General features: G+C 61.0%; 12 protein-coding genes and 1 pseudogene. 10 read left to right on the forward strand and 3 right to left on the reverse strand.

What is annotated here, in order from left to right; genetic code table 11:
- The 3 genes and pseudogenes from DOU54_RS28230 to DOU54_RS17290 all read left to right on the forward strand — a co-directional run.
- Window positions 1-752: pseudogene (locus DOU54_RS28230) on the forward strand (pseudouridine synthase); the annotation flags it as partial.
- Entirely contained in the window at window positions 733-1290 is a 558-nt protein-coding gene (gene rsmD / locus DOU54_RS17285; RefSeq protein ID WP_004440217.1) for a 16S rRNA (guanine(966)-N(2))-methyltransferase RsmD, read from the forward strand. The pseudogene DOU54_RS28230 and the gene rsmD, both read left to right, overlap by 20 nt.
- Before the next feature lie 88 nt (window positions 1291-1378).
- On the forward strand, window positions 1379-2305 hold the full coding sequence (locus DOU54_RS17290) for a patatin-like phospholipase family protein (protein WP_006699507.1): 927 nt from the start codon (window positions 1379-1381) through the stop codon (window positions 2303-2305).
- A 204-nt stretch (window positions 2306-2509) separates the two neighbouring features.
- On the opposite strand, the gene DOU54_RS17295 is transcribed toward DOU54_RS17290, so the two are convergent.
- Window positions 2510-4339, reverse strand: a complete 1830-nt coding sequence (locus DOU54_RS17295) for a monovalent cation:proton antiporter-2 (CPA2) family protein (RefSeq protein WP_004440219.1) — start codon at window positions 4337-4339, stop codon at window positions 2510-2512.
- 116 nt (window positions 4340-4455) lie between these two features.
- Between DOU54_RS17295 and DOU54_RS17300 the strand changes: the two genes are divergently transcribed.
- The 6 genes from DOU54_RS17300 (at window position 4456) to lpxK (ending at window position 10574) form a co-directional block, all read left to right on the forward strand.
- A complete protein-coding gene (locus DOU54_RS17300; RefSeq protein WP_113381024.1) occupies window positions 4456-5802 on the forward strand; it encodes a TldD/PmbA family protein in 1347 nt (448 codons plus the stop codon).
- Between the two features lie 91 nt (window positions 5803-5893).
- On the forward strand, window positions 5894-6700 hold the full coding sequence (locus DOU54_RS17305; RefSeq protein WP_113381011.1) for a 3'(2'),5'-bisphosphate nucleotidase CysQ: 807 nt from the start codon (window positions 5894-5896) through the stop codon (window positions 6698-6700).
- A 60-nt stretch (window positions 6701-6760) separates the two neighbouring features.
- A complete protein-coding gene (locus DOU54_RS17310; protein WP_004440223.1) occupies window positions 6761-7000 on the forward strand; it encodes a DUF4170 domain-containing protein in 240 nt (79 codons plus the stop codon).
- A 215-nt stretch (window positions 7001-7215) separates the two neighbouring features.
- A complete protein-coding gene (gene waaA, locus DOU54_RS17315; RefSeq protein WP_006699512.1) occupies window positions 7216-8538 on the forward strand; it encodes a lipid IV(A) 3-deoxy-D-manno-octulosonic acid transferase in 1323 nt (440 codons plus the stop codon).
- Window positions 8532-9269: an HAD family hydrolase gene (locus tag DOU54_RS17320; protein WP_004440228.1), complete on the forward strand. Its 738-nt coding sequence runs from the start codon at window positions 8532-8534 to the stop codon at window positions 9267-9269. The genes waaA and DOU54_RS17320 overlap by 7 nt, the downstream gene beginning before the upstream one ends.
- Window positions 9270-9527: 258 nt before the next feature.
- Entirely contained in the window at window positions 9528-10574 is a 1047-nt protein-coding gene (lpxK, locus tag DOU54_RS17325) for a tetraacyldisaccharide 4'-kinase (protein WP_113381010.1), read from the forward strand.
- Between the two features lie 106 nt (window positions 10575-10680).
- Here lpxK and DOU54_RS17330 read toward each other — a convergent pair whose 3' ends face one another.
- The gene (locus DOU54_RS17330) at window positions 10681-10902 is read right to left on the reverse strand and encodes a DUF2093 domain-containing protein (protein ID WP_004440232.1); all 222 of its coding nucleotides are present in this window, start codon (window positions 10900-10902) and stop codon (window positions 10681-10683) included.
- 150 nt (window positions 10903-11052) lie between these two features.
- Window positions 11053-12885: a DNA mismatch repair endonuclease MutL gene (gene mutL / locus DOU54_RS17335; RefSeq protein WP_113381023.1), complete on the reverse strand. Its 1833-nt coding sequence runs from the start codon at window positions 12883-12885 to the stop codon at window positions 11053-11055.
- Between the two features lie 406 nt (window positions 12886-13291).
- On the opposite strand from mutL, the gene DOU54_RS17340 reads away from it, so the two are divergent.
- Window positions 13292-14911 carry a response regulator gene (locus DOU54_RS17340; protein WP_051634519.1) on the forward strand — a complete coding sequence of 540 codons (1620 nt, stop codon included), beginning with the start codon at window positions 13292-13294 and terminating at the stop codon, window positions 14909-14911.
- The last annotated feature ends 160 nt before the right edge of the window (window positions 14912-15071 follow it).

Raw genomic sequence — 15071 nt, forward strand, 5'->3', positions numbered from 1 at the left:
GGATGGCGCCTGGTGCGAAGCCGACCCGTGACGGCAAGGAACGCAAGTCTTCGGCCCGTGCTGAGGCGGAAAGCCTGTTCAAGAAGCCTTCTGCGCAGGACGAAGCCCGCCGCAGCCTCGTGCGCCATGCCGATGAAGACGGTGAGTGGATTCGTTCCGAACCCACCCGCGACGATGACCGCGGGCAGGGCCGTGGCGATCGCTCCGCACGTGGCGAGAAGAATTTTGGCGATCGTGGCGGACGCGGCGGCAAGTCGTTCGGCGATCGGCCGTTCCGCGACCGTCCCCGTGAAGATGGCGACCGCCCGCGTGGTGCCAAGCCGTTTGGTGACCGTCCGGCCCGGGGCGACAAACCCTTCGGCGACCGGCCCTTCCGTGACCGCCCGCGCGAAGACGGTGACCGTCCGCGCAGCGACCGCCCACGTGGCGAAAAGAGTTTCGGCGATCGCACCGCCCGGGGGGAAAGACCCGCTGGTGACCGTCCGTTCCGCGACAGACCCCGTGACGACGGTGATCGCGCCCGCGGCGAGCGGCCAGCGGGTGACAAGCCCCGCGGCGGCAAGCCGGGCGGCAAACCCGGCTTTGGCAAGCCGTCCTTCGGAAAATCGGGCGAGCGTGGCGAACGTTCGGGGTTTTCCGGAAAAGGCGCTGGCGGCAAGGGCCCCGGCGGTAATAAGCCGGGCGGCAAGGGCCCGGGTGGCAAACCTTCTGGAGGCAGGGGAATGACACGTAATGCGGATCGTAGGCGGTGAGTTCCGCGGCCGGAGCTTGGCCGCGCCGAAAACAAATTCCATTCGTCCGACCATCGACAGGACGCGGGAAAGCCTCTTCAACATTCTGAGCCATGCCTATCCGGAAAGTCTGGATGGCACGCGCGTTCTGGACGTTTTCGCCGGGACCGGTGCGGTCGGGCTGGAGGCGCTTTCGCGCGGCTGTCGTGTGGCGCTCTTCGTCGAAAACGGCGTCGAGGGCAGGGGGCTGCTTTGGGAAAATATCGATGCGCTGGGTCTGCATGGCCGCGCCCGCATCTTGCGGCGTGATGCCACCAAGCTCGGCGGCGTCAACAATATCGAACCGTTCGATCTTCTTTTCGCCGATCCGCCTTATGGCTATGGCCATGGCGAAAAGGCTTTCGCGGCTGCCCATAGTGGCGGTTGGCTCAACGCCGGCGCGCTTGCCATTCTGGAAGAGCGTGGCGATGTGACGGTCAATGTCGATCCGGCGTTCAAGCTGCTTGAAAGCCGCATCTTCGGCGACACGAAGATGCATTTCTACCGCTACGAGCCCTGACGGGGAGTGCCCCGTCACGCCACGGTCTTGTCGTGTTTGCCGGATAGGCAGACCCCTTTACCGTGGTAACCAGTTTTGGGTGTTTCGCATGGATCAGGCTGGGAACGAAAGCGTCACGATCGTCCGCGCCGGAGAAGAAGTTCTCGAAGGCGATGGTGCGGGCAATCATGAGCCGACATTCGGACTGGCGCTCGGCGGCGGCGGCGCACGCGGCATCTGCCATATCAACGTTATCGAGGCTTTCGACGAACTCGGCATCCGGCCCGTGGCAATTTCCGGTTCGTCCATCGGCTCCATCATCGGCGCGGGCATGGCGGCCGGCATGTCTGGCCGCGAAATCCGCGAATACACGCTGGAACTCATGGGGCGCAAAGGTTCGGTCGCCAACCGGCTCTGGAGCCTCGGCCCGGCATCGATGCGCCATGCGGTGGACGGTTTTCGTCTCGGCCAGTTCAATCTCGAACTCATTCTCCACGCCTTGATGCCACAGGCGCTGCCGAAGGATTTTTCCGAACTCGCCATTCCGCTCAAAGTGATAACCACGGATTATTACGCCCAGACCGAAGTGGTGGTCGAGAGCGGCGAGATCATCCAGGCGCTGGCGGCTTCAGCCGCCATTCCGGCGCTGTTCATGCCTGTTCGTATCGATGGCCGCATCATGATCGATGGCGGTATCTTCAATCCGGTTCCCTATGAACATTTGCTGGATCACGCCGATATCGTCATTGGCGTCGATGTCGTCGGTGGTCCGGAAGGGGATGGAACCACCATGCCCAGCCGATTGGAAAGCCTGTTCGGCGCCAGCCAGCTGATGATGCAGGCGGCGATTGCCCTGAAGCTCAGACTGCGCCCGCCACACATTTTCCTACGCCCTCCGGTTCACCGTTTCGGCGTGCTGGACTTCCTGAAGTCGGAAGAGGTGCTGAACGCGTCGTCCAGCATCAAGGATGATCTTAAACGGCAGATTGAAATGCAGGTGGAGCTGTTTCATCGCGGGCAGGGCGTGGAGGCTTAAGCAGTAATCCCTGAGTATTCGCTAGGAACGAGCGGGTACCACTGGTTTCTTCTCCCCGCCGGCGAGAAGGTGGCCCGAAGGGTCGGATGAGGGGGAACGTTGCCGGATTTCGGAGAACTTGCCCCTTCATCCCGCTGCCGCGGACTTCTCCCGGAGGGGAGAAGAAACAAGTGGCGCTATCCCAGCCACTACGAAGAACGCATTTCACAACGACACCTCCGTCTCGCTGTCCTCCATATCCTCTTCTTCCTCCCGCTTTTCCGCCTTGTTCTTCGGCTTCATCAGCGGTTCGGGCTTCACCTCGCGTACCGGCTTGTTGTGCAGCATCTGCCGGCCGGCGGCGAGGCCTTCCACGGCTTGCAACTGCAGTCGCTCCTCATCGCGTTCGCGAATGTCGTCGGCAATCGCCAGAGCCCTGTCGCCATCCATATCGAGCCCCTCGAGAATACGCCTGCCAAACAGCAGGCCGGATTCCAGCGTTTCGCGGAGCTCATATTCCACGCCCTTCTTTCTAAGGTCGATCGAATGAATGCGGTCATAGGAGCGGGCATAGATGCGAACGCTTGGAAATTCCGACTGGATCATGTCGATGATACGGTCGGTGACTTCCTTCTTGTGGGTGCAGACAGCCACCAGATCGGCCCGTTCGATGCCGGCGGCGATCAGCACGTCCTTGCGGGTGCCATCACCGAAAAAGATACGGAAACCGAAACGGGCGGCCTGACGCACGCGATCGGCGGAGCTGTCGATCACGGTCACGTCGCGCCCGCCGGCGAGAAGGATCTGCGAGGCGATCTGACCGAAACGGGAAAAGCCGATCATCAGCACATCCGCGCCGGCTCCGTCGAAATCCTCTTCCAGCTTGTCTTCTTCCGCATCCTCCGCCGTCAGCCGGCGTGAAATCACCGCAAGAAGCGGCGTCAGCGCCATGGAGAGCGTAACGACGGCAACGAGGATCGAGGCCGTTGCCTGCGGAAACAGCCCCGAGGCGGCAGCCGTGGTGAAAAGCACGAAACCAAATTCGCCGCCCTGCGCCAGAAGCAGCGCGATGCGGCTCGATGCATAACGCGACGAGCCTGCGATGCGGCAGAGGCCATAGATCAGCGCCGCCTTCACCGCCATCATGACAGGCACGGCGATCAGGATAAGCACGATGTTCTCATAAACGATATGGACGTGCAGCGACATGCCGACGGCCATGAAGAACAATGCCAGGAACAATCCGCGAAACGGCTCTATATCGGCCTCCAGCTCATGCCGATAGGAGGATTCCGACAGCATCAACCCCGCCAGCAACGCGCCCATGCCCATCGACAGGCCGACCGCCTCCATGATCGCGGCGGCGCCGATGACGACGAAGAGGGCGGCGGCGATCATCACCTCCCGCGCGCCGGTGCGGGCGATGATCTGGAACATGGGGGTGAGAAGATACCGCCCGGCAAGGATCATTCCGGCCACCGCGACGACGGAGGCGATGAGATCGGACACCATGGAATCCGTCGGGACATCGGGCCGGTTGGAAAGAATGGTGACAAGGGCAAGAAGCGGCACGATGGCGAGATCCTGAAACAGCAGGATCGAGAAGGACCGGTTGCCATGCCTTGTATTCATGTCGCCGTCATCGGCAAGGATCTGCAGTGCAAAGGCGGTGGAGGAAAGCGCAAGGCCGAAACCTGCGACGAGGCTGCCGCGCCAGTCGATCAGCCCCGCCCACCATACAATCGCCGCAAGCACACTGCCCGTCACCAGTACTTGCGCCAGCCCCAGCCCTAAAATATCGCGCCGCATCTGCCAGATGCGCGACGGCTTGAGTTCCAGCCCGATGATGAAGAGCAGGAAAACGACGCCGAGTTCCGAGACGTTGAAGATGTCCTTCGCATCGGTGACCAGATGCAGGAACGGCCCGATGACGATGCCGGCCACCAGATAACCGAGCACGGTGCCAAGTCCGAGTTTGCGGAAAACGGAGGCCGCAATGACCGCGCCGGCCAGAAGCAGCAAGGGTTCGGAAAAGAGAGCGTCGTGCTCGGTCATGCGGGCGAACTTTCGAATAGGGTGGCGATGGCGCCCTCTGGACGGAGAAAGCGACGTTTCGCCCTTGATGCGGGGTTGCTGGCACAATAAATGGAACAGGAATGAAAGGCCAACTCATGTCCTCAGAAATAGATTCTTCCAAACTTCTCGAGCGCGCCAGCCAGCTTGTCGATCTTGCCCGGGCCGCCGGCGCGGATGAGGCGGATGCTGTTGTCGTGCGTTCGCGCTCACAATCGGTCGGCGTGCGGCTCGGCAAGGTGGAAAGCACCGAATCCTCCGAAAGCGACGATTTTTCCCTGCGTGTCTTCGTTGGCCGCCGGGTGGCAAGCGTTTCGGCCAATCCCGGCTTCGATCTGAAGACCTTGGCGGAAAGGGCAGTGGCCATGGCGAAGGTTTCGCCGGAAGACCCCTTTGCCTGCCTTGCGGACAAGGAACGGCTGGCAAGTTCCTATGACGATCTCGAGCTTTTCGATGCAACGGACGTGTCTGCGGATCAATTGCGCGAGGCGGCCCTTGCTTCGGAAGAGGCGGCGCTGGCGGTCAAGGGCGTCAGCAATTCCTCCGGCGCCGGTGCATCGAGCGGGATGGGCGGTCTCGTTCTCGTCACCTCGCATGGCTTTGCCGGCAGCTATATGGGCAGCCGCTTCGGCCGCTCCGTCAGCGTCATCGCTGGCGAAGGCACGAAAATGGAGCGCGACTACGATTTCGACAGCCGCCTTTATTATGCCGATCTTGATGCCGCCGAAGAGATCGGCCGCCGCGCCGGGGAAAAAGTCGTGCGCCGTGTTGGCCCGCGCCAGGTCGATACCGGCAGCAACATCACTGTCGTGTTTGATCCCCGTATCGCCCGCGGCTTCGTCGGTGCGATTGCAGGCGCGATCAACGGCGCTTCCGTTGCCCGCAAGACGAGCTTCCTGCGCGACAAGATGGGCCAGCAGGTGCTGAAAAGAGGCCTGTACCTCACCGACGATCCTCAGATCGTGCGTGGCCCTTCCTCCCGTCCTTTCGATGGCGAAGGTGTTCGCGGCGAAAAGATGACGATGATTGAGGATGGCGTTTTGAAGCACTGGTTCCTCTCCACCTCCGCGGCACGGGAACTCGGCCTGGAAACCAACGGCCGCGGCGTGCGTGGCGGCACTTCGGTCTCGCCGGCCTCCACCAACCTTGCTCTGGAGCCCGGCGATCTCTCGCCAGAGGACCTGCTGGGGCAGGTCGGGTCGGGCTTTTACGTCACCGAGCTCATCGGCCACGGTGCCAACATGATCACTGGTGAATATAGTTGCGGGGCGAGCGGTTTCTGGATCGAGAACGGCGAAAAGACCTTTCCGGTTTCCGAGGTCACGATTGCCTCGAACCTGAAGGACATGTTCATGCGGATCACGCCAGCCAATGATATTGATCACAAATACGGCATCGCGGCCCCGACGCTCGCCATCGAAGGCATGACGATCGCAGGCAAGTGAGGCGACCTGCGGGGTTTTCGCTGGCGCTTCATATGCAAGTGCGAACAGAAAAACGGGCGCGCCATCTGAGGCGCGCGGAAAAGACGGCAAGATGAACGACATGGATGAGGCCCGCTGGGCCTCCGATCTGAGGCTGGTCCTCGAAGCCGCCCGCAAGGCGGGCGAGACAGCCCTCGGTTTCTTCCGCAAGGATCCCGAGGTCTGGTGGAAGAATGGCGGGCTTTCGCCGGTCAGCGCGGCCGATTACGCCGCCAATGAAATCCTCGAAACCATTCTGCGCTCCGCCCGGCCGGATTATGGCTGGCTTTCCGAAGAGACGGATGACGATACGGACAGGCTTTCCCGTTCCACCGTCTTTGTGGTCGATCCCATCGACGGCACCCGCGCCTTCATTGGCGGCAGGGATACCTGGTGCATCAGCGTTGCCGTGGTGCATGAAGGGCGACCGGTGGTGGGCGTGCTCGTCGCACCGGCGCTGTCGGAGGAATTTACCGCGATAGAGGGCGGCGTGGCGTTAAAAAACGGAAGCCCCATCTCCGCAAGCGGCGGCAATACCGGCACCTTCCATCTCGCCGCCGCGGCAGAGGCGATCACGCATCTGCCGGAAACGATGCGTAACAATGTCGAGCGTGTCCCGCATGTGCCGTCGCTGGCCTACCGGCTGGCGATGGTGGCGGACGGTCGTATCGACGGTACGCTGGTCATGCCCAACTCACACGAGTGGGACCTGGCCGCGGCCGATCTCATTCTCGAATGCTCCGGCGGCCGGCTTGCCGGTCTGGATGGCAAACCTCTGATGTATAATCGCCGCCGGGTGAACCACCCCGCATTGTGCGCCGCAGCAAATTATGCGCTGCCTGCACTTTTGAAAGCGTTTTCACATCCGTCTGGCAGTTGACGTTTGGCGGGAAATCCCGCAGATGAAGGCCTCTCTCAGAGTTCAAGAAAGAGATAAGACATGACGGAAACTGGCAAACCGAAACAGCTGCTGCACCTCGTCTTCGGCGGCGAACTGGAAAACCTTCAGGATGTTCAGTTCCGGGATTTGAGCGCGCTCGACATCGTCGGCATCTACCCAGATTACGCCTCCGCGCTCACGGCTTGGAAGTCGAAGGCACAGATGACTGTCGATAACGCCCATATGCGTTATTTTATCGTGCATATGCATCGTCTTCTCAATCCTGACGACAAAATTTGAGTCCCTTTGCCCTTGCGTTGTAATACTATTGGATGAAAGCGCGCTTTCCCGTGATTCCTGCGCGAGCGGCGCAGCCCGGGAATGCCGTTACGAGAAAATGTGATCGCGCTTTCGTTTCCGATGACAAAAAATGACGCAATTTGAGAAGAAGTAGGCGGCGATAACAACCAGAACAGGGGCAGGGCATTGCGCGGAATGATCAAGGGCAGACTGTCATGAGCAGCCGTATCGCACGTTTCGCTCTTTCCGGTTACCGCATTGCCGGTATCGCCGCTTACCCGTTTGCCAAGCCCTATCTTTCCTATCGGGCCGCCAAGGGCAAGGAAGACAAACGCCGCCGGCTCGAACGTTTCGGTTATGCGAGTGCCGAGCGCCCGCGCGGGCCGCTCGTCTGGTTCCACGCCGCAAGTGTCGGCGAAACGCTGGCGCTCATTCCGCTCATCCGCGAAATCCGCAAACGCGACATCTTCGTGCTTCTGACCACGGGTACGGTCACCTCGGCCGAACTGACCCGCACCCGGCTCGGCGATGACGTGATCCACCAATATGTGCCGCTCGACATCAAGATCGCGGTCAACCGTTTCCTGACCTACTGGGCACCCGATGCCGCCATCACAGCCGAGTCCGAAATCTGGCCGGTGACGATGATGGAACTGGAGCGTCGGCACATTCCGCAGATCCGGGTCAATGCACGCCTTTCCGACCGTTCCTTCGATCGCTGGAAAGCTCGCCACGACATTGCTGAATCGCTGTTTTCCAAGCTGGCGCTGGTGGTTGCCCAATCCGATCTCGATGCCGAACGTTTCCGCGATCTCGGTTCCTGGCCGGTAGTGATATCGGGTAACCTCAAGGGTGACACCGACCCGCCGCCCTGTGACGAGGCGCTGCTGGAGAGCTACCGCAAGCAGGTCGGCAATCGCAAGACATGGGCGGCGATCTCAACCTTCGACGGTGAGGAGAAGGCCGCGGCCACCGTGCATGCGGCGATCAAGTCGCGCAACGGGCAACTGACCATCATCGTGCCGCGCCATCCCGAGCGTGGAGATGAGGTGGAGGCCATGCTGAAGGGCATGAATCTCTCCGTTGCTCGCCGCAGCCGCAATGATGTGATAACGCCTGAAACCGATATTTTCCTCGGAGACTCGATTGGCGAAATGGGGCTTTACCTGCGGCTGACCGAGCTTGCCTTTGTTGGCCGCTCGCTGACGGCCGAAGGCGGGCAGAACCCGCTGGAGCCTGCCATGCTTGGCTGTGCGGTTTTGTCGGGCGCGCATGTGCAGAACTTCCGCGAGGCCTATCAGAAGCTGATCCGCGCAGGTGGTGGCCGCATCATCCGTGATGTGGAGATGCTGGCAAAGGCGGTGCATTATCTGCTCGTCAACGATAATGAGCGTTACAAGATGATCGATGCGGGCAATCGGGTCATTCAGGATATGCGCGGCGCGCTTTCCTCCACGGTGAAGGCGCTGGAGCCCTATATCAACCCGCTCACCGTTTCCGCCAAGCTGCAGCCGCGGAGCGCCATCGGATCATGGTAGCGGATATAGAACTCAACGCCGCGCAGTCAATCGCCGCAGTGCTTTTCGACAAGGACGGCACGCTGCTGGGCTATGACGCAAGCTGGGGACCGGTGAACCGCGAACTCGCGTCGATTGCGGCCAAGGGAGATCCCGTCCTCGCCGACAGGCTTCTCTCCGCCTGCGGCATGGATCCCGTTACCGGTCATGTGGTGCCCGACAGTCTTCTGGCCGCCGGCAACACGGCGGAGATCGCCGCCGGTCTCGTCGCCGCCGGCTCGCCCTGCGATGTTGTCGAGCTCACGCAACGTCTCGACCGGCTTTTTACCGAGGCCGCGGATAAATCCGTGCCGGTGACCGATCTCAAGGGTTTTTTCGCGAGGCTGAAGGCTCGCGGCTACAAGCTCGGTATCGCCTCCAGCGACAACGAAAACTCCATCCGCCAGACGGCCATCCGCTTCGGTTTCGAAAACGATATCGATTTCGTTGCGGGATATGACAGCGGTTACGGCACCAAGCCGCAGCCCGGCATGGTCCTCGGCTTCTGTCAGGCGATCGGTATCTCTCCCGACCGCGTGGCCGTCGTCGGCGATAATAACCACGATCTGCATATGGCGAAAAACGCCGGCGCGGGTCTCAGGGTCGCCGTTCTCACCGGCACCGGCTCTCGCGAAAGCCTGGGTGCGGATGCCCATTATTGTTTCGATGACATCACCGGGCTCGAAGCGCTTCTGCCGGAACGGGCTGTTTGAGCGGTGCCGCACGGTTTGCATTGTCGCGGCACTCTCCACGTCCCGTCATGCCGGCCTTGAGCCGGTATGACGGAGAAAATGGATATCGCGGCGCGCAGATTGAAGTTCCATGTTAAATCACGGCCAGTCCGTATCAGCACCGGTGCGTAAAGCCGTCTATTCGGATTTTGCAATTTACGGTTTTTTCTGGCAAACAACCTCCCAGACGTGAAATGGCGAACGCAATGCCGTGGGCGACCCGGCCGGGAGCGGGAATAGATGGTTTCTGAAGCGCCGCCCTTCTGGTGGCAGAAAGCGGGCTGGCAGGCGTGGCTCCTGTCTCCTTTCTCGCTTCTTTACGGCAAGGTCGCCGGCCGGCGCATGCGGACGGCAAAAAGGGCAAGTGTCACCGTTCCGGTCATCTGCATCGGCAACTTTACCGTGGGTGGCGCCGGCAAGACGCCGACGGCAATGGCAATTGCAAGGGCCGCCGTTGCGAAAGGCCTGAAACCCGGATTTCTCAGCCGCGGTTATGGCGGCACACTGGATGTCACCACCCTTGTCGATCCCGCACATCATCGCTCTGCCGATGTCGGAGACGAGCCGTTGCTTCTGGCGCGCGAAGCGGTGACGGTGATTTCGCGCCGCCGCGTTGAGGGTGCGCATCGCCTGATCAAAGAGGGCGTCGATCTCATCATCATGGATGACGGGTTTCAGAGCGCGCGTCTGACGCTGGATTATGCGCTTGTCGTCATCGATACAATGCGCGGCATCGGCAACGGCCATCTGGTGCCGGGCGGTCCGGTAAGAGCCCCGCTCGCCGAACAGATGCGGCATATGACCGGGCTCCTGAAGGTCGGTAATGGTCACGCGGCCGATGCCCTTGTGCGGCGAGCCGCAAAGGCTGCCAAACCCGTTTTCGTTGCGGCGATCACGCCGCAGGAGCCGCAGGATTTCAGGGGAAGGCGTGTGCTGGCCTATGCGGGCATAGCCGACCCGGCCAAATTTTATCGAACCGTCGAAGCGCTCGGCGGCGATATCGTGATGCAGCGCTCTTTCCCGGATCATCACCACTTCAGCGATGACGAGATTGCCGATCTTCTGCAGGACGCAGGCAAGGCGGATCTGCAACTTGTCACCACGGCCAAGGATGCCGTGCGGCTTAACGGGCACCACGGCCGGGCAGAGGAATTGCTCTGGAACAGCCTGGTGATCGAGGTCGACATGGTGTTCGACGATCCCAATGCGGCGGGAACGATTATCGATACGGCCGTGGCGAACTGCCGCGCCCGTTTGCTTCGGGATAATTCGCGGACGTCGCGTTAAGGTACCGAAAAAGACAAACCGTCGTGCGCCGGTTTCTCCTCACTGACGTGACGAGCATAGGGACGAGGGAGGCAAACACGCGACACTCGACGCGTCTCTTCCCTCCTTATGCCGGCAAAGTACCAGCCTTCTTTTCGGCTTCCAGAGAAGCCGCGGCATCCACATAGGCCTCCTGCCGCGCCACGCTCCAGTAGCGCAGCTCATCGAGCGGAATGCTCTTGCCTGTCATGGCGCAGATGACATGCGAGCCGGTCTGGACGATGCGGAAGTCACCGTCGAGATATTCGATGACGGCGAGGCGATTGCCGCCTCCTTCAAATCTGTTCATCCGTTTTCGTCTCCTGCTCTGTCCTGTCAGGGCACCCAGTCCGAAACGGCGTAGCGTTTTCCTGGACAATCCGGATGCTCCAGTATCCTGAATTTATATAGGCCGGCGTGGCGCAAGGCCAGCCCCGACGCCCTTGCATGTAAGAAGGCGTCAGCTGCGGCCGAAGAGCCGTTCTATATCGGAAAGCTTCAGTTCGATATAGGTCGGACGGCCATGATTACACTGGCCCGAACCCGGTGTATTTTCCATCTGCCGCAGAAGCGCATTCATCTCCTCCGGCCGCATGCGCCGGCCGGAACGCACCGAGCCGTGGCAGGCCATCGTGGCGGCGACATATTCCAGCTTGTTGGCAAGCGTCGAGGCGGCGTCCCATTCGGCGATCTCGTCGGCAAGCTGGCGCACCAATCCCTGCACGTTGACCTCACCCAGCATGGCCGGGGTTTCGCGAACGGCGACGGCACCCGGCCCGAAACGCTCGATGACGAGCCCCAGCGCATCGAAACCGGTGGCATGATCCATCAGCCGGTCGCAATCTTCTTCCGGCAGATCGATGATTTCGGGGATGAGCAGTACCTGCGAAGCCGGCCGTTTGGAATGCAGTGCATTCCGCATCTGCTCGAAAACCAGCCGCTCATGCGCCGCATGCTGGTCGACGATGACAAGGCCGTTTTCTGTCTGCGCGATGATGTAGTTCTCGTGCAGCTGCGCCCGCGCGGCCCCGAGCGGGTAGAGCGTGGGCTCGGGCGAGGAGCTCGCGCCGGCTTCATAAGTTTCCCGAGACTCGGTCCGCGCCGTTGGGGTGGTGATGTCCGAGAAATGTGATTGTACCGGCTCCGAAAACTGCGTTGCGCCTGAAACGGCGAGCGGCCGTGACGGCGACGTCGCGGCGGACCATGGCGCGGGAGCGGTCGTGAAAGGCGATGGCCTGAGGCCAGAAGGGCTATAGCCGGGGCGGAAGGCGTTCATCATCTGGCTGGCGCCCGTCGTTGCCGCCCTGTCGCCGTCACGCGTCAACGCCTGGCGGATCGCGCCGACGATCAGCCCGCGAATGAGCCCGGGGTCGCGAAAACGAACGTCGGATTTCGCCGGGTGTACGTTTACATCCACAAAGGCGGGATCGAGCGTGATGGAAAGCACCGCGACAGGATATCGCCCATGCGGCACGGTTTCGGCGTAAGCCCCGCGAATGGCGGATAAAAGCAGTTTGTCCTGCACCGGACGGCCGTTGACGAAGACATATTGATGCGCCGAATTGCCACGGTTGAACGTGGGCACGCCGGCAAAGCCCGTCAGCGTCACATCCTCACGCCCGGCATCGATTTCGATGGCGTTGTCCTTGAAGTCCGCACCGAGAATCTGCGCCATGCGGGCCAGATGATCGTCACCCGTCGACGGAATTTCGAGCGTCGACCGATCCGTGCCTGACAGCACGAAGCGGATATGCGGAAAGGCGATCGCCATGCGTTTGACGACTTCGGTGATTGCGGCCGCTTCGGCGCGTTCCGTCTTCAGGAATTTCAGCCGCGCCGGTGTGGCGAAGAACAGGTCGCGCACCTCGACGATGGTGCCGGCATTCGAGGCGGCCGGCCTCACATCGGAAACCTTGCCGCCGGTGACGGAAATCACCGAACCCTGCTCCGCGCCCTGCTGGCGGCTGGTGATCGTCAGCTTGGCCACGGAGCCGATGGAGGGCAGTGCCTCGCCGCGGAAGCCGAGCGTGCGTATATCGTCAAGTGTATCGGAAATCTTCGAGGTGCAGTGCCGCCTGACCGCAAGCTCGAGATCGGCCGGCGACATGCCACAGCCATTGTCGGTAATCCGCACCAGCCCCTTGCCGCCGCCCGCCGTGGCGATCTCGATGCGCGTCGCCCCGGCGTCGATGGCATTTTCCACCAGTTCCTTCGTGGCGCTGGAGGGTCTTTCGATGACCTCGCCGGCGGCGATCTGGTTGATGAGGGTTTCTGAGAGCTGCTTGATGGCCATGATCGCCATTTTCGCGGATTCGCGCCGGCTTCGAAAGCAAAAAACTGAGACTGCGGAAATTTGCACATGTTTTGCAGGTTGCATGGCATCGGACCATTTCCGCCAATGCAGTTTAAGCGTTAATCCGCCCTTAATCGCCCTTGTTTATGGTGGGGCAGCTTGAAATGACCGCAGAAACGGGGCCGCCTCTGCCGGGTGGTGTGTGACGTCGACTATGGGTGAGCGTCATCTTCTCCTCAAGACTGCTTCAAGCGGCAAACCCTGATGTCTGTTTTCCGGAATTTTCGTTTCATCCCGGCATCTGCCCTGGACGATTCCAATAGAAACAAAAGCCTGACCCATTAAAACAGGCGGGAGTTTGCAGTTGAGTGATTTGGCGTCCTCCGGCGCGGGCGTTCATACGGTGATGCTTGATGCCCTTTGCGACGCGCTTGGCGCGGCGATCGTCGTTTACGACCGTAACGATCACATTATTTTCGCAAGCCGGAAGCTCCTCAGTTTTTTCCCGCTGGAAGAGGCCGTCATCGGCCCCGGCGCGCGGCTGCGCGATTATCTGGGCGCCCTGTACGATTGTTACCATATCGAGACGGAAAATCCTGCCGCCAATGCCCGCCAGCTCGGTCGGGAAGAGTGGATCGGCGAACGGCTGGCTCTGCACTGGAAGGAACGGTCTGAAAAAACCGAACGGCTGAAGGGGGAGAGGTTCCTGCGCTTTGTCATGAACCGCCTGCCATCCGGTCTCGGCATTAGTGTCCTCGCGGATATTTCTGAACAGAAGAAGCGCGAAGAACAATGGCGTATCGATCTCGAGCGCGTACAGCTCCTCGAGGATATTCTCGACAATCTGCCGTTTCCCGTCTTCGTCAAGGACCGGAACCTGGCCTATGCCGCCGTGAATAAATCCGCCTGCACCCTGGTCGAAACCAGCCCCGAGAGCCTGCTCGGACGCACGGTCTTCGATCTCCATTCACGCAAGGTTGCGGGGCGGATCGATGCGGCCGACCGGACGGTACTGGAGAGCGGCACGCCAAGCGTCATTCCGGAAAGGGTGAGACGCCTGAACGGCGAAGAGATACTGACGATCACGCGCAAACAGCGCGTAGGACGGCCAGGCCGTTATTTCCTGGTGACGACGATGGAGGATGTGACTGCGCTCGCCACGCTCGATGCGAACGGCATGCCCGTCATCCCTTCTCTGGAGCATGTGGCCTTTGTGTCCTCAACCTATGGAAAGGATGAGGAGAAGGAAGGCCGTAACGGCTTGCTGAAAAGCAAGGCGGTGCTGGTCGTCTCCGAAAACAGCCGCTTTGCAGAGGCCGCCGGCCGCCAGCTCACGGCAGGTGGCATGGACCATGCAGCGGTGACGAGCGAGGAAGAGCAGCGCGCCTTTATCGATGTCGCCGCCTCCGCCGGGGTTGCCATCGATGTTGTTGTCATCGACGCCCAGATGAGCATCGCATGCCTCGATATTGCCGCGGCACACCATCTGCCCGTCGTCAGCATCGAGGAGGACGAGATTGACGCGTCGTTGTTGCATCATGTGGCTGTAGGGCTACATTCGGTGCCGAAGGAGAAATCGGTAGAGGAGGACTGGGAGATCATGACGCAGGACCTGCCCAAAATCCTCAGCAACGGCGGCGTGTGCGACGTTCTTCTCGTCGAGGACAACCGGGTCAACCAGATCGTTTTTTCGCAGATACTTGAGGGTCTCGGGCTTTCCTGGCGGCTCGCCACGTCGGGCGAGGAAGCGCTGCGTCTCTTCGTGGAACAGGCTCCGTCGGTCGTCCTGCTTGACACGACGCTTGCCGATATCGACGGCTTCGAGGTCGCCCGCCGCATGCGCGATCTTTCGGGTGAAAAGCGCATTCCTGTTGTCGGCGTCATTACCCACGCATTCGAAGGCGACCTCGACAAATGCCTTGCATCCGGGATGGAGGACATGCTGCTGAAACCTGTCAGCCCCGATATGGTGGAGGCTGTTTTTGTGCGGCTTTTTGGCAAGGACGTGCTGCAGCTGCAGGCGTGATAGCCCCCCCTCCATCGAACGGCGTGGCGTAAACATACAATTAATTGCCGCCGCCTCGGCCGTTTTGCGCTGGCAGCGGGTCTCAACGAGGGCGGTCTGTGGTTTTCGGTTCGTCGCTCTATGGCTTTTTTAATACTTGCCCTGCATTGTGATCGCGGTC

This window comes from Agrobacterium sp. MS2, from assembly GCF_003261015.1.
GTDB classification, from domain to species: domain Bacteria; phylum Pseudomonadota; class Alphaproteobacteria; order Rhizobiales; family Rhizobiaceae; genus Agrobacterium; species Agrobacterium pusense.